Source organism: Dyadobacter sediminis, assembly GCF_005860765.1.
Classification (GTDB): domain Bacteria; phylum Bacteroidota; class Bacteroidia; order Cytophagales; family Spirosomataceae; genus Dyadobacter; species Dyadobacter sediminis.
The window spans coordinates 358094-380012 of record NZ_VCEI01000030.1 but is presented as its reverse complement, the minus strand read 5'-3'; the positions used below and the strand labels follow the sequence as shown (position 1 = coordinate 380012).

Genomic DNA, 21919 nt, shown 5'->3' with positions numbered 1-21919 from the left:
CAAACACTCATATATAATCTTGTCGACCTACTTTAAAAATATATCGGAAGGGATCAGCACAACACTGACGGGCATGCGACTGACGTTGCGCCATTTGTGGAGTGCACGCAAACGCCGGAAACCCGGCGATATCCGTTCGGACAATTTCTATGACCAGCAGGAAGGAATGGTAACGATTCAGTATCCGCTGGAAACGATTCCGATTCCGGATAACGGCCGTTACCGCCTGCATAACGAGATTGATGATTGCATTGTCTGTGATAAATGTGTGAAAGTGTGTCCGGTGGATTGTATCGACATTGAGCCGATCCGGGCCATTGAGGAAGTCGGACGTGCATCGGACGGTTCGCCGATCCGTCTGTACGCTGCGAAATTCGATATTGATATGGCCAAATGCTGCTATTGCGGCCTTTGTACGACGGTTTGCCCGACGGAATGCCTTACTATGACCAAAACTTTTGATTACAGCGAGTTTGATGTGCGGGATATGGTTTATAATTATTCCAATCTTACTGCGGAAGAAGCGGATGAAAAACGCATGCTGCTCGATCAGTTTCAAAAGGAAAAAGAGGCGTTGAAGGCAGTGAAGAAACCGGTTTTGAAGACGGAGGAAAGGGAAGAAGGGACGATGGAGGAAAAACCTGTTATTGCGGCGAGACCGGCTTTTCAGCCCAGAAAACCGGTGGTCATGAAGACGGAGGAAAGGGAAGAAGGGAAGAAGGAGGATAAGCCGGCAGTTGCGGCCAGACCGGTTTTTCAGCCTAAGAAGCCGGTGATTGCAAAAACGGATACACAGGAAAAAAATGAAGACGAAGTTGTAAAAACATCTGCTACAATTAAGCCGACGATGAAGCCGAAAGGGATTTCGGATGAAAATGCGGAAAAGCCTGTTTTGGAAACTCCTTCGGAATCTGCGCCTGCGAAGCCGGCGTTTCGTCCGACGATGAAGCCGAAAGGGATTTCGGATGAAAATGCGGAAAATCTTGTTTCGGAAACTCCTTCGGAAGCTGCGCCTGCGAAGCCTGCATTTCGTCCTACGATGAAGCCGAAGGTTGTTTCGGATGAAAATGCGGAAAAGTTTGTTTCGGAAACTCCTTCGGAAGCTGCGCCTGCAAAATCGGCGTTCCGTCCTACGATGAAGCCGAAGTCGGTTTCGGATGAAAATGCGGAAAAGTCTGTTTCGGAAACTCCTTCGGAAGCTGCGCCTGCAAAATCGGCGTTCCGTCCTACGATGAAGCCGAAGTCGGTTTCGGATGAAAATGCGGAAAAGTCTGTTTCGGAAACTCCTTCGGAATCTGCGCCTGCGAAGCCTGCATTTCGTCCTACGATGAAGCCCAGGACGGAGGTTAAAGCAGCAGAAGCGGAAGCGGATAAAGAAATTAAGGAAGAAATAAAAGAAGATGAGGAAGTTAAGCCAAAAGCAGTTTTTCGTCCGACAATGAAGCCAAAGCCTTCAAAAGAATAACGCTATATTTACAGCCGGAATTTTCTTCATTGATTTTTTGATAAAAATGGAAGCAGCAGCATTTTATGGATTTTCAGTATTGTCAATTGCTGCTGCTTTTTTCATTTTGTTTTCCAGAAACCTGATTTATGCTGCTTTTGCATTGTTTCTGACTTTTCTGGGAGTTGCGGCATTGTACGTTCTTGCCGGCGCCGATTTTCTTGGCGTAGCGCAAATCATGATTTACGTCGGAGGAATTCTGGTTCTGCTTATTTTTGGTATTATGCTTACGCATAAACCGGATAAACGGGATAATGCTACCGCGCATAACAAGATTGAAATACCAACAAAAAGAGAGATATGGGGCTTTTTACTTGGCACCGGATTCTTTGTTTTTCTGGGTCGGATTATTTTTTTATCCGATTTTAAAATGGCCGGAAATTCCAATAACAGCAAATCAACTATAAAAACAATCGGCGTCGAATTGATGACAAGTCATTTGCTCCCGTTTGAAATAGCCGGCATATTATTGCTGGTTGCGCTTGTTGGCGCAGCATATCTTGCACTAAACCGCAACCCTGCATCATGAATATGATTCCGATACAACATTACCTTCTGGTTGGCGCGGCACTGTTCAGCATCGGACTGGCTATTGCCATAACCAAGCGGCATTTTATAGGAATTCTGCTGGGAATCGAGCTGATGCTGAATGCAGTGAATATCAATCTTGTCGCTTTCAGCCGGCATGATCCTGAAAAACTGAGCGGACAGCTTTTTTCTCTTTTTGTGATTGTGGTTGCAGCAGCCGAAGTTACCGTTGCACTCGGTATTATCCTAAGAGTTTACGGCCGTTTCAGAACGGTGGATCCGGATGAAGTAAGTGAGTTGAAAAAGTAAATGGCAGCTCACGTCTGAAATTTTATGAACTGGTTTTTTTTACTTCTGGCTTTTCTGATCGGTATCAGCAATGCGGTGCAATCCGGCGTGAATGCACAGTTGCGTGAATCGCTCAACAATCCGATTCTTGCGGCAGTTACTTCTTTTCTGGTCGGGCTTGCCGTACTGCTGATTGCCTTTGCGTGTTTTAATCAAAGTCCGGTTCCGGGATTCAGCCAGATCCGGCAAATTCCCTGGATTCGCTTTACAGGAGGCATTTTCGGTGCATTTTACATCATTACAGTGATCTTTATTATCCGGGAAATAGGACCCGCCAATATGATTTGTCTGGTTATAGCCGGACAAATGGTTGCAGCCATCACCATTGATCATTACGGTCTGCAGGGATTTGCCGTACATCAGATTACATTGTCAAGAATACTCGGAGTAGTATTGTTGATTATCGGTGTTTATCTGATCCTTAAAAACTAGCTTAAAGCAAAAAAGCAGTCATTTATGAAAATGCTGCTTTTTTGTTACTCAACAAACTGATATGAATTAAGGAATACGGTTAAATACGAACAAATCAACGAAAACCCATTTATTATCTTCCATCTTGCCTCTTTGAATCACCAGCTGGTTCTGCGAACGTCTTTCATAAATGATCCTTACAGAAACATCATCTTTCTCAAATAAAGCCTGATTTTTCTTGGCTTCAATAAAATTGTAACGGTCCGAAACTTCTTTTTCTTCCAGTGCTATCAAGCCCGGTTTGAAATGTTTTACCATGGCAACCGGCCCTTTTTCAGTTTGTTCAAAGGCAAAAACCTCGTAAAGCGCAGGCTTGTCATCTTTGATCATGCGAATGTAACCCATGATGTTATTTCCTGCCGGAGCTGTCCAGGACGCTTCAATCGGGCCGCCGTTGTAATTTCCCAGCCAGTGACCTTCAAGAAAGCTGATGTCATTGAGCGTTCCGGTTTTTGTCTGGGCTTGTGCAAAACCAGCAAATAAAAAGAAAGCAAAGATTAAGCTGTAAGTTTTAATGGACTGTAATTTCCTGAACTGGATCATCTGGATTTAGGTTTTTATTTAAAGAAGCAAGATACGGGAAATACAACTTTCCGTACAAGCATTTTTTTAAATAGACTTACTCGCGGGATCAAGTTTTTGTAAAATGGCATGCTGCAAAGCATTCTGTAAAATCAGGATTCCGGCTTTACACATTCAAAAAAAGCCGCCCTGAATATCAGAACGGCTTTTCTTGAATGAATTTTATCTTTAGTAAGCTCTTTCCAGTTTGCCTTCGTAAGAATTGGAAAATGCTTTGTTAACTACTTTGTTACCGCCCAAAGTCGGGTAATTACCTGTAAAATACCAGTCGCCAAGATGATCCGGACAAGCTTTGTGAAGGTTTTCAACCGTTTGGAACACGACTGAAATCTCCGCGTTCAAATCTTTCGGGCGAATGATTTCGGCGATTTTATCCGAAATTTCCTTATCTGTAAAAGGCTCGTAAAGTGCTTTTACGTAATTGGTATGATACGGATTTTTGGTGGCGATGGAAGTTACGCTTTGTGTATACACATCTTCCAGCAAGTATTCCAGATCACGTTCTTCCAGTAACTTCAGAACCGCACGATAAGCGACAAAATCCTTCATTTTCGACATGTCAATTCCGTAGCAGTCCGGGAAGCGGATTTGCGGGGCAGAAGAAGCAACTACAATTTTCTTCGGACTCAGACGGTCCAGCATCGTCAGAATGCTTTTTTCAAGCGTTGTGCCGCGTACGATGGAGTCATCAATGATCACAACGGTATCTACATTTTTACGCACTACTTCAAAAGTTGTGTCGTAAACGCTGGAAACCATGTCGTCGCGCAGAGCATCGGCCGTAATAAAAGTCCTGGATTTTACATCTTTCGTGACCAGTTTTTCAATTCTCGGCCTGAAGGAAAGCACTTTATCCAGATCGGCTTCAAAAAGAATTCCTTCCATAATCGCCTGTTTCCGCTTTTTGGCAAGGTATTCTTCCAGCCCTTCAATCATTCCCAGAAACGCTGTTTCGGCCGTATTCGGAATGTATGAGAAAATCGTATTTTCAAGATCATAATTGATCTCTTTCAGAATCTGCGGAATCAGCAGTTTTCCGAGTTGTTTGCGTTCGTAATAAATATCCGGATCAGTTCCTCTTGAAAAGTAAATCCGTTCAAAGCTGCATGAGCGTTTTTCAAGTTTCGGCAAGATCGGAAATTCATTATACTCGCCGTTCTTGTCAATGATCAGTGCTGAACCCGGCGTAATTTCCTGGATCTGGCCGTAATCTACATTGAAAGCAGCTTTTATAGCCTGTTTTTCGGAGGCAACCACTACAACTTCATCATCTGCATAATAAAATGCCGGACGGATTCCGGCCGGATCGCGGATGACGAAAGAAGCGCCATAACCTGTAAGCCCGCACATGGCATAACCGCCGTCAAAGTCGCGGCACGATCTGTAAAGCAGTCGCTGAAGATCAATATTTTCTTCTATGACATCGGAAAGTGTCGGATTTTCATAAATTCCCTTGAATCGTTCAAAAACCCTCTGATTTTCTTCATCAAGGAAATGTCCAATTTTTTCCATTACCGTTACGGTATCCACTTTCTCTTTCGGATGTTGCCCCAAAGAAACCAGTTTGCCGAAAAGTTCATCCACGTTGGTCATGTTGAAATTTCCCGCCATGACCAGATTCCGGCTTCTCCAGTTACTCTGGCGTAGCATCGGATGACAGTTTTCAACTTCATTGGAACCGTGCGTTCCGTAACGTAAATGCCCAAGCCAGACTTCACCGGTAAAAGCAAGGTTTTCCTGCAGCCATTTTGCGTCATTGGCGCGGTCCTTGTTGTTTTTTAAACCTTTTCTGAATTTCTTGTGGATTTTGGAAAAGATGTCCGTAAGAGGTTGAGGTTCAACGGACCTGTATCGACTGATATATCGTTTCCCTGGCGGGACATCTATTTTGATATTGGCAACTCCGGCTCCATCCTGTCCCCGGTTTACCTGTTTTTCCATCATGACCGACAGTTTGTGCACGGCATAGAGCGGCGTTTCATACTTGTCGATGTAATATTGATATGGTTTCCTAAGACGGATCAGTGCTATACCGCACTCGTGCTTAATGGCGTCGCTCATAAGAAGAGATATGCGTTAGAAACATTTTTGTTTGCTGGTCTGGAAAGCGTATTCGCTGAATAGTAACGGAACGAATTTGCATTCCTGTTTAGTTCGCTAATAGTACAAAGGTACAAATCCTTTGGCTTAAAAAACTCCAAAACCGTTCTGATTTTTAAATCTTTAATCGTAAAAAACAATACCGGTTAATAAAAACATTGCTGTGATTCTGCACGCGTCTGATCTGGTAATTGTCCGGCACTGCAAAATGCTGTTAATTACAGGATCAGGTTTCGAGTATTGGAAAGATAACTAAATTTGATCAAATGGCTTAATTTAAAATTATGTTGTACAAAACCAGAGGCGTGGCGTTAAGTTACATCCGATATCGGGAATCTTCCATTATTGCAAAAATCTATACCGAAACCTTTGGAATACAGAGTTATATCGTAAATGGAATAAGAAGCAGCAAGTCCAAATCAAACCGGATCGCGCTTTTTCAGCCGCTTACTTTGCTGGATTTGGTCGTTTATCACAGGGAAAAAGAGGATACCGTTCACAGAATTTCGGAAATCAAATGCTACGCGCCTTTTCTGACGGTTCCTTATGACGTGATCAAGTCCAGCCTTGCGCTTTTTATGACCGAAATCCTTGCCAAAACGTTAAAGGAAGAAGAAAGTAATCCGTATCTTTTTCAGTTTATCGAAAATTCGGTTTTATACCTCGACGCAGCCGAAAGCAAGTTTGAAAACTTTCATATTCAGTTTCTTATTCAGCTTGCATCTTTTCTGGGCTTCGGGATAGAAACCATTCAGGATCTGGAAAATGAACTGAAAAGCAATCATTATCCGGACGCGCTGGACGCAGCGGAATACCACGCAACCGAGCAGCTGATCCGGAGCGGATACGGGCTGAGCGTTCCGATGAACAGAAGCCAGCGGATCAGGATTCTGGAAAAACTGCTTTTCTTTTACAAAATTCACATGGATGCGCTTGGAGAAATCAAATCGATGGAGGTTTTGCAGGAAGTGTTGAAATAAAGGGAAATTTGTGGCATAATTTTGATGACGTATACCGCATAATTAAACAAGAAGCCATGAAACATTTTCTTTTAGCCTTCCATTTACTTGTTTCCGCCTTTGCTTTCGGGCAAGTTCCAAAAGGAGCCTGGAAATCGCAGGAGCCGACCGGCAGTACTTCCACACTGATTGTAGCGGACAATTACCTTTCCATCGCGTCATATAGCGTAGGAAATAAATATTTTGAGCGTGCGGAAGGCGGACCTTTTACAATGAGTGGTGACAAAATGACTTATACACCTGAATTCAATTCAGCGGATACTGCAAAAGTGGGCATTCCGGTAGAGTTTACAGTAACTGTAAAAAGTGGAATTTTAACACTCCGGTATGAGGAAGCCATGGTATGGATGCGGGTTGATGATGCTGCTTCTGCTCCGATGGCAGGCGCGTGGCACATTACGGAACGGGCCGCAGAAGGTGGCGAGCTGGTTAAAATTCATCAGGAAGGAACAAGGAAAACGTTGAAGCTGCTTTCCGCAACCCGGTTTCAGTGGTTTGCGATTGATCCGGCGGTTAAAGGATTTTATGCAACCGGCGGCGGAACTTACAAGATTCAGGACGGTAAATACACAGAGAACATTCAGTTTTTTTCAAAGGACAATAACCGCGTCGGCTCTTCCCTGAAATTTGATCACAAGCTGGAAAATGGAAGATGGGACCATAGCGGCAAAAGCAGCGACGGAAAACCGGTTCATGAAATCTGGGAAAAAGTTAAATAAGTGGATTATTATTTAGATTTATTCAAAAGTAATTTGCCGATCTTTTTGAATGATTCTAAATAGCTGTTATATTTGCCAGCGTTTAACAGCAAATGAAATGAGCACTTTTAATTTGAATGAAGCGGTTGTAATTTCTGATGAAAATGATTTTTGTATCAAGTCATTTCATGACAGCCCGGAATGTGTTTTTAAAAAGTGCTGTGAGAAGTATAAGAAAAAAGGAAAGCATTGCAAAAAATGCCCTAAGAAGTAAGGTTTAAGGCATTAAGCTGCTATATAAATATTTGTAAAAATGGAATGCAGGACTGTATTCCATTTTTTTTGTTTAAAATTCAGACTTTTCTTTTCAGTTCAAAGTGCTGGCCTAAGTAAACCCTGCGCACAACTTCATCTTCTGCCAGTTCTTCTGCCGTTCCCTGTTTTAGGATTTTGCCCTCAAATAAAAGATAAGCGCGGTCTGTAATCGACAAGGTTTCATTCACATTATGGTCCGTGATCAGAATGCCGATATTTTTATGTTTCAGCCTTGCGACAATGCTCTGGATATCTTCAACGGCAATCGGGTCTACACCGGCAAAAGGTTCGTCGAGCAAAATAAATTTCGGGTCGACAGCCAGTGACCTGGCAATTTCCGTACGGCGGCGTTCGCCACCCGAAAGCACCATTCCTTTGCTTTTACGGACATGCCCGAGGTGAAATTCCTCGAGCAGTTCTTCCATTTTCAGTTTCTGGTCATTTCTGGAAAGGTCTGTCATTTCTAGCACGGCCAGAATGTTTTCCTCAACGGTAAGCGTACGGAAAACGGATGCTTCCTGCGCAAGATAGCCAAGCCCGAGCCGTGCACGCTTGTACATCGGCAGGCTTGTAATATCCTTGTCGTCAAGATATACTTTTCCGCTGTTCGGCTTGACCAATCCGACGGCCATGTAAAAAGAAGTGGTTTTTCCGGCGCCGTTGGGCCCGAGCAAGCCTACGATTTCACCTTGTTCAACCTGGTAACTTACATTATTATTTACAAGACGAACCCCGTATTTTTTTACAAGGTTTTCGGTTCTTAGAATCATTGTGCGTTTGTTGTGAATGGTTTCTGAAATTGCCTCAATGAATTTTGATGTCTTTCAGAGACAATTGTAACGTTTTTTTATCCCGGAAGTTATTTTCTTCCAGGCAATAGCAGATTGAAAAAGGCTTTCCGCTTATCAAATCAGGATAAAAGCGTGACATACCAAAGCCGATAGCGGTAAACACATCCGAATCATTCTGTTTTACCTCGAATTTAATGTGCTTCTCTTTCATCAGCGTCGGCCTTCCGGCCAAGGTAACATGGCGCGACTCAAATACGGGCGTCATATTGCCCGGCCCGAACGGACCCATCTGCCGGAGAATATTATAGAATTTGGGATTAATGGCTTCCAGTTCCAGCGGCATGTCAATATGGATCATCGGCACGAGCTGGTCCGGAAGAATGCGGCTGCTTACAATATCATTAAAGCGCATCCTGAAAGCTTCAACATTTTGTAAAGGCAATGTAAGTCCGGCTGCGAATGTATGCCCGCCGTATTGTTCCAGCAGATCGGCGCATTCTTCAATAGCCTCATAAACGTCAAAACCGGGAACCGAACGCGCCGAGCCGGCAGCTTTGCCATGCGATTGAGTCAGTATAATGGTAGGACGGTGATATTTTTCGATGCAGCGGCTTGCCACAATTCCGATAACTCCTTTATGCCAGTCTTCCTTATATAGAACGGTACTTTTTGCATCCGAAAAGAAGTCGTCGTTTTCAATCATCAGCAAAGCCTGTTCGGTAATGCTGGTGTCGAAGTTGCGGCGCTCGCTGTTATGCCGGTTTATTTCCTGGGCAAATTCCTGTGCTTCTTCATCCCGTTCCGAAAGCAACAATCTTACCGCTTCCTTGGCATGCTTGATTCTTCCCGCAGCATTGATTCTCGGCCCCAATCCGAAAACGACATTGGTTATATCCAGCGTACCGCTCAGTCCTGCAATCTGGATCAATGCCTTGATTCCTGTTCTGGGCGCTGCATTGAGCCTTTGCAAACCATAATATGCCAGAACTCTGTTCTCACCCGTAATCGGGACAATGTCGGAAGCAATGCTTACAACCAGCAAGTCGAGATAATTGTAAAGCAATTGTGGATCCATGTCATGCTGCATGCAGAAAGCCTGCAATAACTTGAAACCGACGCCGCAGCCTGTTAATTCCTTGTACGGATATTCACAATCATTGCGTTTCGGATCGAGTACGGCTACGGCAGGCGGAAGTTCGGTGCCTGGGCGGTGATGATCGCAAATGATAAAATCAATTCCTCTTTCAGCAGCAACAGTAACTTTGTCAACGGACTTTATGCCGCAATCCAGCGTAACGATTAATTTAAAACCGTTTTCCTTGGCCCATTCAATACTTTGCCATGAAACGCCGTAACCTTCTTCGTAGCGGTCGGGAATGTAATAATCAAGATTGGCGTAAATTCTTTTCAGGAAGCCGTAGAACAATGCGACCGAAGTGGTGCCGTCCACATCGTAATCTCCGTAAATGAGTATCTTTTCTCCGTTTGCAATGGCCGAAGCGATTCTTTCCACGGCAAGGCTCATATCCTTCATCAGAAAAGGATTGTGAAGGTGAGCAAGATCCGGCCTGAAAAAAAGCCGTGACTGTTCAAAATCGTGAATGCCGCGTTGTACCAGCAGACGGGCCAGGGGCAAACTTACATTTAACGATTCTGCCAGTTCCTGAGCAACCTGTTGTTGTTCAGTAGTAAATTCAGTGTTGTGTATCCAGCGTTTTTCAATCATATAGCAAAGATAATCGGATTCTCGCAAGCGTGTATCAAAATCTAATATCACTCCAAACAACAGGAAAAGCTGGTTGAAAGCACTTATCTTTGTGTATTATTAACATACTTTAAGATAAATGCCCCGTCTTCTGGCAATTGATTATGGTTCCAAACGCTGCGGAATAGCTGTAACAGATCCTTTGCAGATTATTGCAACGGCTCTTGAAACAGTTCGGACGCATGATCTTCCGGATTTTCTCAGAAAATATGCAGCACAGGAAAATATTGAGGCATTTATTATCGGGATGCCGAAGAAGCTTGACAATACAGACAGCGAAAATGCAGCAAGGGTCAGCGCATTTATAAAAACCCTTAAAAAATCTTTTCCCGACATTCCCGTTCATACACAGGATGAAAGATTTACTTCTTCCATGGCGCTTCAATCCATGATAGCTGCCGGTTCCAAAAAGAGCGACCGACGGGAAAAAGGGAATATTGATAAAATAAGCGCGACTATTATTCTTCAGTCTTTTATGGAAAGCAGAAGATAGTAAAGCAAGGTTCAAGAATAAATAACTAAAACGAATACAAAATATCCTTTAATAATGATTTATCCTATTATAGCCTACGGCGACCCGATACTCAGAAAACCTACGCAGTTTATAGAAAAAGATTCAGTGGACCTTAAAAAACTGTCGGAAGATATGTTTGAAACCATGCACGCGGCAAACGGCGTCGGGCTGGCTGCTCCGCAGATTGGTATGAACATCCGGGTTTTTGTGGTGGACGGAACGCCGTTCAGTGAAAAAGATGAAGATGACGACGATGAGCCGGATCTTTCATTGACCGATTTTAAAAAGACGTTCATTAATCCCGAAGTGCTGGAAGAATATGGCGAAGAATGGGCGTTTGAAGAAGGCTGCCTCAGCATTCCCGGCATCCGAGGAGATGTATACAGACCTGAAAGTCTGAAAATCCGTTACCGCGATACGGACTGGAATGAGCATACAGAAGAATATTCAGGAATGGCTGCCAGAATCATTCAGCACGAGTATGATCATTTGCTTGGAAAGCTGTTCGTAGATTACTTGCCGACTTTGAAGAAACAGTTTATCAAGAAAAAGCTGACAGATATTTCGAAAGGCAATGTAGATGCAGATTACAGAATGCGGTTTTCCAGCCGTAAATAAAGTTTTACTAGTTTGGTAGAAATATAAACAGGTCTTCTTGCCAATGACTTCAGTTGAGGAGCATAAAACGTTGTCTGCGGCTTTGATCCAGACGGATATTTTCTGGGAGGATGTAACCGCCAATCTTGCCGCGCTTGAAGAAAAAATTGCGGCACTTGAGGAGTCGGTCGATATCATTGTCCTTCCTGAAATGTTCAATTCCGGTTTTACCATGAATACGGCAGTAGCCGAACCCATGGGACTTACAACTACGCGCTGGATGAAGCAGATTGCCATGCAGACCAAAGCACTGACAATTGGCAGCTTTGCCGTGAAAGAAAACGGAAAATTCTTTAACAGGCTGTTTTGCGTTTATCCGGACGGCACGTATCTGTACAATGACAAGAGGCATCTTTTCAGTTTTGGAAAAGAACACGAAACCTACACACCGGGCAATTCCAGACTGATTCTGGAATGGAAAGGATGGAAAATTTGTCCGCTTGTTTGTTATGACCTCCGTTTTCCGGTATGGAGCAGAAATTCATTGTCGCATTATTACGACCTGCTGATATACATAGCCAACTGGCCTGCAAAGCGCAGCCATGCCTGGAACACTCTGTTGCAGGCAAGAGCAATCGAAAATCAGAGTTACGTGATTGGTGTAAACCGGACAGGAACCGACGGAATGGGACTGGAGTATAAAGGTGACTCTACTGCACTGGATTATCTTGGCGAGCCGATTTGCATGTTGTCTTCAGCCGAAACAGAAAAAGTAGCGCATTTTTCCAAACCGGATCTGCTGCATTACAGGGAAACTTTTCCGGCATTGAAGGATGCGGACACTTTCCATGTCACTGTTGAATGATTGGACAAAGTGCCGTATTCTTACTCAATCACTTTGGGCACCATAATGTGAGTGCTGTTTTTTGATGGAGCATTGGATAAAGCTTCTTCCCGTGACAAACTGTTTACACTTACATCTTCCCGCCAGTTATTCACTTCATCCATCATGTGCGTCAGTGGTTCAACACCGTCGGTATTCACCTGATTCAGTTGTTCCATCCAGGTTAGTACCGAATCCATGCTGGCGAGTATGGCGCTCTCTTCTTCAGGTTTGATCTCCAGACGGGCCAGATTAGCAATTTTCTTGAGAGATTCCTGATCAATTTTCATTTTTGTATCGGATGATTAGTATGGAGAAGTAAGATCTTCAATTCAAAATTAAAAGATTTTTACATTATCGTTTTCAGGAAATAGCGCAAATTTTTTCTGAATACCTTTATTACCGATGGATGGTGCAGTTCAATTTTCGGATTATGGCAGATATTTCTGGTATGTTGACGAAATCGATTTAGCAGAAATTTAAAAATTCTTGTTCAGGTACATAGTAGGAGAAAATAATATTTGCTTTTCTAAGTTAATGTTGAAATATTATCAAAATACATCAGATGGTTTGAAAAACATGTTGACAGGCATTATCCTAAAGAGTACAATTACCTATAATTTAGAATAAAATGGATACCATGTTCTTAATCAGCATTAAAACCATATTAAAGGGTTAAATTAAATGCCTTCAAATCTTCAGATAGTACAATTAAGCCAGATCTGTGTGAAAATTATGCGAAAAAAACTGAGGAAATGCTTGCTTTTTTTTAAAAGGAAAACTCATACTTTTGTAAGAGTTGATTATTCAAAACACATTCAAAATTTTATTTTACCAAATCCAGTTTTAACCAAAAGTTTTATTTAATTCACAACCAAAATCTCAATTTAACCTTTAAAAGTAAGTCTGATGGAAAAGAAAGCTACAAGTCCGGCACCAGCTCCAAAACCTGCTGCGGCAGCAACAAAAGGAAAAGGCGGTTTGAACCCGGCATTGGTAATCCCTCTACTATTTGCAATTGCATTGTGCGTTTATCTGTTTGTGTTGGGTGCGCCTGAGCACTTTAAGGATGGCGATCACGCAAAAGGCCCAATCGATGGCGATTATTACGGAATTGTTTACAAAGGAGGCCCAATCGTACCGATTTTGATGACTTGTTTCCTGATCGTATTAACATTTACGATCGAGCGTTTGATCACTTTGAGCAAAGCAAGCGGAACCGGAAGCATTGATTCATTTGTTCGTAAAGTAAGAAGCCTGCTTGACAAAAATCAAATTGAAGAAGCAATTAAAGAATGTGACAAGCAAAAAGGATCTGTTGGTAACGTTATCAAAGCGGGCCTTTTGAAATACAAGCAGTTGACTACAGAAACTGCGCTTGACAAAGAACAGAAACTGGCTGCTCTTCAGAAAGAAATCGAAGAAGCAACTACTCTGGAACTTCCAATGCTTCAGAAAAACCTTACTATTATCGCGACACTTGCGGGAGCTTCAACCCTTTTGGCCCTTCTTGGAACGGTAATCGGTATGATCAAAGCGTTTGCAGCACTTGGTACATCAGGTTCTCCTGACTCTGCTGCACTTGCAACTGGTATTTCTGAGGCCCTTATCAACACTGCATTGGGAATCGGTACATCGGCGATCGCTACGATCTCTTATGCTTACCTGAACAGCCGTGTTGACGATTTGACTTACAGCATTGACGAAATAGGCATGAGCCTTCAATCAAACTTTGCTGCACATTATTAATAGTTCAATGAACTAAAAGATAGTGTAGTTACGTTAATATAAAAAAAACTTATATATTTGTTATGGCAAAAGTAAGACCTAAGAAGCATGCTCCGCATACGGATATGACGGCGATGACAGACGTGGCGTTCTTACTACTGACATTCTTTATTATGACGGCAACTTTTAAATCGAACGATGCGGAGATAACCACTCCCTCTTCGATTTCTCAGATCAAAGTTCCGGATGATGACATTATGATCATTAGTATCGACAAACAGGGCAAGGTGTTCTTTGGAGTTGATGCAAAGCCGGTTCGCGCGGCAATGCTCGAAAACATTGGTCAGTCAAAAGGCATTACATTTACTGAGACAGAAAAAGCGAAATTTGCTCTTCAGACAAGTTTCGGATTTCCGCTGAATCAGTTGAAGCCTTGGCTGAATATGCCGAAAGAACAGATGCCTAACGTAAAGCAGCCTGGTATTCCTGTGGATTCAACAGGTGCCAGTGAATTGGCAGACTGGGTGTATGCTGCACGTAAAGCCAACAGTCAGCTGAGAATAGCTCTAAAAGGAGATAATGTTGCAAAGTTCCCTGTGTTTAAGGATGTACTTTCTAATCTGCAATCGCAGAATATAAACAAGTTCAACCTTATTACAGGTAGCGAACAAGCTCCTGCCGGCTTCACAAACGATTAATAAACAAAAAGTAGAATTTTAATCAGAAGAAAAAATGGCAGCAATTGAAGAATCTGGTGGTGGTGGTAAAGGCGACGGTAAGGTTCGGGGAAAGAAAATGTCAACCCGTGTGGATATGACTCCAATGGTTGACTTAGGATTTTTGCTCATTACCTTCTTTATGCTTGCAACCACCATGTCAAAGCCAACATCCATGTCTTTGGCTGTACCTGATAAAACCGAAGATCAGGAAAAAGATACCGAGCCCTTAAAGGCATCAAAGGTATTGACTCTGTTCATGGGTGAAAATGATGATGTTTATTATCTTGACGGTGTTGCGGCAGACGATGACAAAGCGGAAGCATCTCTGAAAACTACCCGCTACGGATATGATCTGAGGAGTGTAATTTTTGCATCTCAGAAGCGTATCAATGCTGCAAACCCGAAAGACGATAAAGGTAATGAGGCGTTTGTGGTTGTAATCAAGCCGACTCCGGTATCTACTTATAAAAATATGGTGGATGTTCTGGATGAAATGGCCATTACAAAATCAAAACGTTATGCGCTCGTAGACAATCTAACTGACTCAGAGAAGAAGTTGTTGGGAGACAGAATTAAGCCTAAAAACTAGTTTTAAATTAAAAATCAATAAAGCGCCATGGCAGAAATTAGCCCGAATGCAACACTGGATGATATAGTGTTTGCTAATCGTAATAAGGCGTACGGTGCATTTGAACTTCGTAAAGGCTATCGTGCTGACGTTACGAAGGCTACTTTAATCGGAGCTGCACTTTTTGTTCTTGCAATGTTTACGCCGTCAATTATCAATAAACTGACAGCTGGCAAAGAAGAAGAGGAAGTTATGGTTGAAGTGGATTTAATGAATATACCGCCGCCGCCTATTGATCCTGCAGAACCACCTCCGCCACCTCCGCCGCCGGTAGAACAGCCTAAGGTGAATACTGTAAAGTTTTTGCCACCTGAGGTTAAAAAGGATGAAGAGGTTCCGGAAGAAGTTCCGCCTCCAACAGTAGAGGAAATCAAGGAAGCTGTTGTAGCAGACAAAACGATTGAAGGTGATCCGAATGCCAATGAAATCATTGTAGCACCGGAAGCAGTAGCTGCTCCAAGTAAAGGTACCGTTGTTGAAGCTGCTCCCGAACCTGAAAAGGTATTTACGGTGGTAGAACAGCAACCGGAATTTCCAGGAGGTACTTCTGAAATGTACAAGTATCTGGGTAAGAATATCAAATATCCAAGTGCTGCATCAAGAGCGAACGTTTCAGGAAGAGTTTTCATGTCATTCGTAGTAAATACGGATGGAAGTATCCAGGACGTACAAGTACTGAAAGGTCTGGGTTTTGGTTGTGATGAGGAAGCCATCCGTGTTGTGAAAGCAATGCCGAAATGGAAGCCTGGAAAGCAGTCGGGACGTGCCGTTCGTGTGAAGTACAACCTGCCAATTAACTTCCAATTGGAGTAACTCATGAAGGAAAAACCATTGCATGAGAAGATCGGTGATCTAACCTCTGTGTTAATGGCTCTGACATACATAGGAGGAGGGATCTTTTTGATTCTCTCCTCCTTATCATTTAGGCTGTTACCAATTGGTAGTTTACCAAGATACGCATTTGCTGGCATACTTATTTTGTATGGTGGTTACCGCGGTTACAGGGTTTGGAGAAGACGAAATCAGGAGGAATTATGAAATTTTTGTTAGCAGGTTCTTTGTTTTACTTACTGGTCGGTTTGGGCTTGTCAGGCTGCAGTTCCAATTCAGAACAGCTGGATAACCCCAGGCAAGGAACAATTACTATTGCTTCCGATGAATCCTTTAAACCGTTGGTACGAGCATTGACAAATGCTTATGAAGGTATTTATCCAAATGCACATTTTGTAGTTGACTACAAGCCGGAACAACAGGCAATCCGTCAGCTTTTACAGGATAGCGCAAGGATTATATTTTCAACGAGGCAGCTTAATGAAAAGGAGCTGGATATCATCAAAAAGCAAAAAGGAACACAGAAATTTCAGCACATTGCTACGGATGGATTAGCTCTGGTTATCAGCAAGACAAATTCGGATAGTCTGATTACAATGAATGAAATACGTGCGATTTTTGAAGGTAAAATCAAAGACTGGTCGCAATTGAAAGGTGGAAATCAGAAAGGATTGATCACATTGGTTTTCGACAATGCAAATGCCAGCAATCTGAATTTTATTCTTCATAAATTTGGAATAACAAACATTCAGCATTTACGTATTATCTCATCCGGATCGAATGAGAAAGTAATTGAAAATGTAAAAACAAATCCTTTACACCTGGGTTTTATCGGCGTAAACTGGATTAGCGACGGCCATTCGCTAGCATCCGAAGAACTTTCAAAAGGAATTCATGTGATGGGTGTTTCCAAGAAAGCGAACCCGGATTCACTGACTGACTACATACAGCCTTTTCAGGGTGGACTGGAGTTCAAACGTTATCCGCTTTTCAGGGATTTGTATATCATCAGCAGAGAAGGTTATTCCGGACTGGGCGGTGGTTTAATGACTTATATCGCAAGAGATGTTGGAGGACTGATTATTCAGAAAATGGGATTGCTGCCAACTGTACCTTATCCGCGTGAGCTGGAAATAACAACAGGGAAAAATTTTTAGTACTGTAACACAATTTAATAGATTTGGAACTTGTTAATAAAAAACCAAATTTTTTATCATTAAATTAACCGGGTAAAAAATGAACAGAAACATGAGAATGAAATTAGTAGCATTGGTATTTGGATTATTGGCTTTTGTAAACCTGCAGGCACAGTCAGTTCAGGATGGCTTGGCATTAATCCACGGAGAACGTTATAATGAAGCCGGAGATCTTTTCAAAAAATTAGCTGAGGGAAGCCCTTCCGCAGATAACCAGTATTATTTAGGTTATTATTATGTAAAAACAAACCAGCTTGACGAAGCTCAGAAAGCTTTTGAAAAAGGTATTCAATTGGATGAAAAGTCTTACCTGAATCATGTCGGACTTGGCACCGTTGCACTTGGCAAAGGAGACAAAGTAAAAGCGAAAGAGCATTTCGACATGGCTGAAAAGAAAAAAGGCAAAGACGCTCAGGTTCTTTTCAGAATAGGTGAAGCTTACACCCTGTTTGAAAAACAGAATGATCCTGCCGAAGCGATCAGACTTTTGGATGAAGCTATCAAAAGAGACAAAAATCTTGCTGATGCCTATATCGCAAAAGGAGATGCACTGATGCTTCGCAATGAAGGCGGTGCTGCTGTAACAGCGTATGAATATGCTTTGACTGCAAAACCGAATTATGCAGCTGCGCATAACAGCATCGGACAAGTTTATCTGAGAGGTAAAAACTACAATCTGGCGCTTGAAAATTACAAGAAAGCAATAGAAGCAGATCCGAACTTTGCTCCGGCATACAAGGATCTTGCAGAACTTTACTTCTTTGCTCAGAAATACAAGCAGGCAGCAGAAAACTTTGATCTTTATATCCAGAAAAGCGGAAGCACGGATCCAGAAATGAAGCTGCGTGCTGCCCAATTTGCTTTTACGGCTGATGATTATGCCAAATCACTTCAGTTGCTTGAAGAAACAAAAGGCAAGATTAACAACCCGATTACACTGAGAATGTACGGCTGGTCTTATTTCAAGACAAACGAGCCTGACAAAGCAATCCAGAATCTTTCTGAATTCATGAAAGTTGCTCCGGACAAGATTATCGGTGACGATTATAAATATCTTGGACGTGCTTACAATCAGAAAGTAACAGATGGAAAAGGATATGACTCAACCGGTGTATCTTATATCCTGAAAGGTGCTGATATGGACACTAGTAAAACAGAAGCTGCAAACACTTATAAAGAAGTTGCAGCCCTGTACTATGCAGCCAAAGATTTCAAAAATGCTGCTACGACTTACGAAAAGGGAATCTCTCTGGATACGGCAAAAGCAAGTGCGAACGACTACTACTATCTGGGTCTTTCCAATTTCCAGACTGCACAAACTTACATCGTTCCAACTGCTGCGGATTCCAACTATGCTGACAGTGCGCAGATTGCAATGGACAAGAAGAACCTTTATCTGAAAGCGGATTCGATTTTTGCAACCGTAACGCAAAAACTTCCGGATTGGCCTTATGGTTACTACTGGCGCGCCAGTACGCTTTATAACGCGTATGACAGACAGGAGAACATAGATAAGGGGATTTCTGCTCCATACTATCAGAAACTGACAGAATTGGCAGAGGCCGATCCGGATCCAAACAAATACAAATCTTACCTGAAACTGGCATATGGATATCTGGCATTTTATAACCAGACAACGTTAAAAGATCAGGCAAAGGCCAAAGAATATTGGGAAAAACTCCTGAAAGTTGATCCGGACAATGCGTCGGCCAAAGAGGCACTTGGACTTGCAGTAGCTCCTGCGGCACAATCTGCTGGTGGTAAAACAGCTACTGCTGCTCCTAAGAAAAAGTAATCAGTAGATACATAAAGAAAAGCCCGTCCGGATTACCGGACGGGCTTTTCTTTATGTAAGATGACTTGATTAACCCAATGAGGACAAACGGGCAAAACAATTATTTAAAATTGGCAAATGTAAAGAACTGTAATTATCATAACACCACTGTTTCAAACGTTTTACTTCAGCCGGCATTAACATACGAATCGCTTTTCTGAGTTCTTTTTCAAACAATCTGCGGTCGAAGCTAACTTTTTGCAGAATAATTTTAATGTATTCAAGCATCGAGGCCATGGTATTATGTAGTTTTACGGTTTAGGGATGAAATGAATAGAGGGAATGCGAGAAATAACAGCAATTCCTAATAAAGTTAACGAAAATATTTAATGAAATTATATTTATTATTAAATATTATTTTGTGTTTTTTTGTTACGGCACAAGCGCAAGTGCTTAATGACGCAGCAACTATCGAATTCGGGTCAAAAAATCTTTCTATCGACCAGCCGTTTCTTATATCCGTTGTTTTGCGGGATGCCGAAGTTCGTCCTTCTGTAATCTTCCCTGAAATAAATGGTCTGGAAAAAAGAAGTAAGTCAGCAACAAGTTCCATCAGCACGATTGATGGAAACAAAGTAGTTATACAAACCATAACACAGGAATACTTTGCAACCAAGCCTGGCAATTACCTGATTCCGGATTTTGTAATTACCGCAGGCAACTTCCGGCTGAGTTCCAAAGAAACTATGGTTGTGTTCTCCAAAGGAAATGTAGCGGACAATAATGATCCTGCAAGTAATCAGGCTTCGCTGGAACCGGATCTGGAAGATATAAAAGAGGAGATCATTTTATCCGTTCAGACTGACAGGAAAAACGTCTATATTCGTCAGGGATTTGCATTGCGTATTTCGCTTTACATTGCTGAAAATGCGCCGGTTGAAATGGAGTTTTACAAGTTCAATGACCAGCTTCAATCCATACTTAAGAAACTTCGTCCGGCCAACTGTTGGGAAGAAAATATTGGAATTGAAGAAATTATTAGACGGAAGGTAACCATTAAAGGCCGGAAATATACCGAATACAACATGTATCAGGCCAGATTGTTTCCGATAACGCTGGAAGATGTTGCTTTGCCGTCAATAGGGCTGGACATGCTTGTTACGGACAATTCAGATGCGGTAAATGTAGAGCATAAAGTGGTGAAAGCTTTTTATTCCAGGCCGGTACGGGTTACTGTGAAGCAATTGCCGGAGCATCCGCTGCGTGACCAGCTACCGGTCGGGCAGTACAGCCTGAAGGAAAAACTTTCTGCCGAGCTGGTGTACCCGGGAGAAAGTATCCGTTACATGTTCAAGGTTGAAGGAACTGGAAATATCGCTGCGATACCGGCACCGATATTGCAGACAAATGCTTCTTTTGATATTTACCCGCCGGAAGTAAGCCAGATTATCAAAAGAAGTTATCAGGGTGTAGTTGGAGAAAAAACGTTTGATTACTTTATTGTTCCGGGAAAAGACGGTACATTTCCCCTGGGGCGGTATTTTCAATGGATTTATTTTGACCTTGAAAAGGAAAAGTATGATACGCTGCGCTCAGCCAGGACACTTCAGGTAAAAGGAGAAGATTTCAAATTGTCCACATTGTCACTGAACGGGTCATCCGGTTTGTACGACAATCTGGAAAATCTGGACAGCAGTAAAGAAAGTGTTGATTATAAAAAAATATTAAAGGACATTACCAGCACCATCGTTGTTATTCTTTTAATTGCAATGGTTTGGGTATTCAGAAAGTGATCATTTCATGGGAAGTACATACGGTAAAATATTCAAGATCGCTACATTCGGGGAATCGCATGGAGCTGGTATCGGCGTTATCATTGAAGGATGTCCTGCAGGAATTGCCTTTGACAGTGATTTTATACAAAGCGAACTGACCAGACGCAAGCCGGGACAATCCAGAATTACAACGCAGAGAAAAGAAGCCGACGAGTTTGAAGTGCTGTCCGGTGTTTTTGAGGGCAAAACAACGGGTACACCGATTGCATTGATTATCCGGAATGAAGATCAGCGAAGCAAGGATTACTCGCATATAGCGGCACAATACAGGCCTTCTCACGCCGACTACACTTATCAGGTAAAATACGGTGTCCGGGATTATCGTGGCGGCGGCAGAAGTTCGGCGCGAGAAACGGCTGCCCGCGTTGCAGCGGGTGCGCTGGCCAAATTACTTTTGATGGAAATGGGTGTCAGCATTCAGGCCTATGTATCGCAGGTTGGAAGACTCAAACTGGCTAAAACATATGCAGAACTGGACCTCACAGAAACAGAAAACAATGCAGTGCGCTGTCCGGATCCTGTTATGGCAGAACAAATGTTTGAATATATAGACAGTGTCAGAAAACAGGGCGATTCTGTCGGCGGCGTAGTGAGCTGCGTAATCAAAGGTGCGCCGGCTGGATGGGGAGAACCGGTTTTTGACAAATTGCATGCAGAACTCGGAAAAGCGATGTTGAGCATCAATGCAGTAAAAGGCTTTGAATATGGAAGCGGTTTTGAAGGCGTTTCATTACTCGGGTCACAGCATAACGATGCTTTTTACATAGATGATAATCAGAATATACATACCAGAACCAATCATTCGGGCGGAATTCAGGGCGGAATTTCCAATGGAGAGGATATTTATTTCAATGTAGCCTTCAAGCCTGTTGCTACGATTATGCAAGATCAGGAAAGCATTGATCAGAACGGAGATATTGCTGTTGTTCAGGGAAAAGGACGTCATGATCCGTGCGTTGTACCGCGTGCAGTGCCTATTGTCGAAGGAATGGCCGCACTCGTACTGGCAGACTTTTATCTCCGCAACAAGTCAAGCCGAATCTAAGCAGGCCAGATCTGGAAAAAAGAAATCAAGTTAATAATTAACAGAATT

Annotated in this window: 23 protein-coding genes; 17 read left to right on the top strand and 6 right to left on the bottom strand. The window is 42.6% G+C overall.

Features of this window, described 5'->3' with window-relative positions:
• The first annotated feature begins 19 nt into the window (after positions 1–19).
• Genes FEM55_RS22955 through FEM55_RS22940 form a run of 4 tightly spaced genes read left to right on the top strand, consistent with a single transcriptional unit; the run spans position 20 to position 2812 of the window.
• Positions 20–1465, top strand: a complete 1446-nt coding sequence (locus tag FEM55_RS22955; protein WP_229209387.1) for a 4Fe-4S dicluster domain-containing protein — start codon at positions 20–22, stop codon at positions 1463–1465.
• Between the two features lie 46 nt (positions 1466–1511).
• Entirely contained in the window at positions 1512–2033 is a 522-nt protein-coding gene (locus FEM55_RS22950; protein WP_138283660.1) for an NADH-quinone oxidoreductase subunit J family protein, read from the top strand.
• Entirely contained in the window at positions 2030–2341 is a 312-nt protein-coding gene (gene nuoK / locus FEM55_RS22945) for an NADH-quinone oxidoreductase subunit NuoK (RefSeq protein WP_138283659.1), read from the top strand. The genes FEM55_RS22950 and nuoK overlap by 4 nt, the downstream gene beginning before the upstream one ends.
• Before the next feature lie 24 nt (positions 2342–2365).
• Complete coding sequence (locus FEM55_RS22940) at positions 2366–2812, top strand: DMT family transporter (protein ID WP_138283658.1); 447 nt, start codon at positions 2366–2368, stop codon at positions 2810–2812.
• Positions 2813–2878: 66 nt separating this feature from the next.
• Here the strand turns inward: FEM55_RS22940 and FEM55_RS22935 are convergent, their stop codons facing one another.
• Positions 2879–3394 carry a DUF6265 family protein gene (locus tag FEM55_RS22935; protein WP_138283657.1) on the bottom strand — a complete coding sequence of 172 codons (516 nt, stop codon included), beginning with the start codon at positions 3392–3394 and terminating at the stop codon, positions 2879–2881.
• 207 nt (positions 3395–3601) lie between these two features.
• Positions 3602–5494, bottom strand: a complete 1893-nt coding sequence (locus tag FEM55_RS22930; protein ID WP_138283656.1) for an amidophosphoribosyltransferase — start codon at positions 5492–5494, stop codon at positions 3602–3604.
• A gap of 323 nt (positions 5495–5817) precedes the next feature.
• On the opposite strand from FEM55_RS22930, the gene recO reads away from it, so the two are divergent.
• Positions 5818–6513: a DNA repair protein RecO gene (gene recO, locus FEM55_RS22925; RefSeq protein ID WP_138283655.1), complete on the top strand. Its 696-nt coding sequence runs from the start codon at positions 5818–5820 to the stop codon at positions 6511–6513.
• Positions 6514–6569: 56 nt separating this feature from the next.
• Positions 6570–7271 carry a DUF4488 domain-containing protein gene (locus FEM55_RS22920; RefSeq protein ID WP_138283654.1) on the top strand — a complete coding sequence of 234 codons (702 nt, stop codon included), beginning with the start codon at positions 6570–6572 and terminating at the stop codon, positions 7269–7271.
• 332 nt (positions 7272–7603) lie between these two features.
• Here the strand turns inward: FEM55_RS22920 and lptB are convergent, their stop codons facing one another.
• Together lptB and recJ are read right to left on the bottom strand one after the other, a co-directional pair.
• Positions 7604–8335 (bottom strand): LPS export ABC transporter ATP-binding protein, encoded by a 732-nt coding sequence (lptB, locus tag FEM55_RS22915; protein WP_138283653.1) that lies wholly within the window; start codon positions 8333–8335, stop codon positions 7604–7606.
• A gap of 34 nt (positions 8336–8369) precedes the next feature.
• Positions 8370–10082 (bottom strand): single-stranded-DNA-specific exonuclease RecJ, encoded by a 1713-nt coding sequence (gene recJ / locus FEM55_RS22910; protein WP_138283652.1) that lies wholly within the window; start codon positions 10080–10082, stop codon positions 8370–8372.
• A 118-nt stretch (positions 10083–10200) separates the two neighbouring features.
• On the opposite strand from recJ, the gene ruvX reads away from it, so the two are divergent.
• Genes ruvX through FEM55_RS22895 form a run of 3 tightly spaced genes read left to right on the top strand, consistent with a single transcriptional unit; the run spans position 10201 to position 12097 of the window.
• Positions 10201–10614: a Holliday junction resolvase RuvX gene (ruvX, locus tag FEM55_RS22905; RefSeq protein WP_138283651.1), complete on the top strand. Its 414-nt coding sequence runs from the start codon at positions 10201–10203 to the stop codon at positions 10612–10614.
• Positions 10615–10668: 54 nt separating this feature from the next.
• Complete coding sequence (gene def / locus FEM55_RS22900) at positions 10669–11253, top strand: peptide deformylase (RefSeq protein WP_138283650.1); 585 nt, start codon at positions 10669–10671, stop codon at positions 11251–11253.
• Between the two features lie 43 nt (positions 11254–11296).
• Entirely contained in the window at positions 11297–12097 is an 801-nt protein-coding gene (locus FEM55_RS22895) for an amidohydrolase (protein WP_138283649.1), read from the top strand.
• A gap of 20 nt (positions 12098–12117) precedes the next feature.
• On the opposite strand, the gene gatC is transcribed toward FEM55_RS22895, so the two are convergent.
• Entirely contained in the window at positions 12118–12405 is a 288-nt protein-coding gene (gatC, locus tag FEM55_RS22890) for an Asp-tRNA(Asn)/Glu-tRNA(Gln) amidotransferase subunit GatC (RefSeq protein WP_138283648.1), read from the bottom strand.
• Between the two features lie 619 nt (positions 12406–13024).
• Between gatC and FEM55_RS22885 the strand changes: the two genes are divergently transcribed.
• The 6 genes from FEM55_RS22885 to FEM55_RS22855 all read left to right on the top strand — a co-directional run bounded on the left by FEM55_RS22885 (position 13025) and on the right by FEM55_RS22855 (position 19012).
• Complete coding sequence (locus FEM55_RS22885; protein WP_138283647.1) at positions 13025–13864, top strand: MotA/TolQ/ExbB proton channel family protein; 840 nt, start codon at positions 13025–13027, stop codon at positions 13862–13864.
• A 62-nt stretch (positions 13865–13926) separates the two neighbouring features.
• A complete protein-coding gene (locus tag FEM55_RS22880; RefSeq protein WP_138283646.1) occupies positions 13927–14541 on the top strand; it encodes an ExbD/TolR family protein in 615 nt (204 codons plus the stop codon).
• Between the two features lie 34 nt (positions 14542–14575).
• Positions 14576–15151, top strand: a complete 576-nt coding sequence (locus FEM55_RS22875) for an ExbD/TolR family protein (protein ID WP_138283645.1) — start codon at positions 14576–14578, stop codon at positions 15149–15151.
• A gap of 27 nt (positions 15152–15178) precedes the next feature.
• Positions 15179–16003, top strand: a complete 825-nt coding sequence (locus tag FEM55_RS22870) for an energy transducer TonB (protein ID WP_138283644.1) — start codon at positions 15179–15181, stop codon at positions 16001–16003.
• Positions 16004–16224: 221 nt separating this feature from the next.
• Positions 16225–17178: a substrate-binding domain-containing protein gene (locus FEM55_RS22860; protein ID WP_138283642.1), complete on the top strand. Its 954-nt coding sequence runs from the start codon at positions 16225–16227 to the stop codon at positions 17176–17178.
• A 97-nt stretch (positions 17179–17275) separates the two neighbouring features.
• A complete protein-coding gene (locus tag FEM55_RS22855; RefSeq protein WP_229209386.1) occupies positions 17276–19012 on the top strand; it encodes a tetratricopeptide repeat protein in 1737 nt (578 codons plus the stop codon).
• A gap of 69 nt (positions 19013–19081) precedes the next feature.
• On the opposite strand, the gene FEM55_RS25270 is transcribed toward FEM55_RS22855, so the two are convergent.
• Positions 19082–19288, bottom strand: a complete 207-nt coding sequence (locus FEM55_RS25270; RefSeq protein WP_138283640.1) for a hypothetical protein — start codon at positions 19286–19288, stop codon at positions 19082–19084.
• 92 nt (positions 19289–19380) lie between these two features.
• Between FEM55_RS25270 and FEM55_RS22845 the strand changes: the two genes are divergently transcribed.
• Complete coding sequence (locus tag FEM55_RS22845; RefSeq protein ID WP_138283639.1) at positions 19381–20784, top strand: BatD family protein; 1404 nt, start codon at positions 19381–19383, stop codon at positions 20782–20784.
• Between the two features lie 7 nt (positions 20785–20791).
• Positions 20792–21871, top strand: a complete 1080-nt coding sequence (aroC, locus tag FEM55_RS22840) for a chorismate synthase (RefSeq protein ID WP_138283638.1) — start codon at positions 20792–20794, stop codon at positions 21869–21871.
• Positions 21872–21919: the final 48 nt, after the last annotated feature.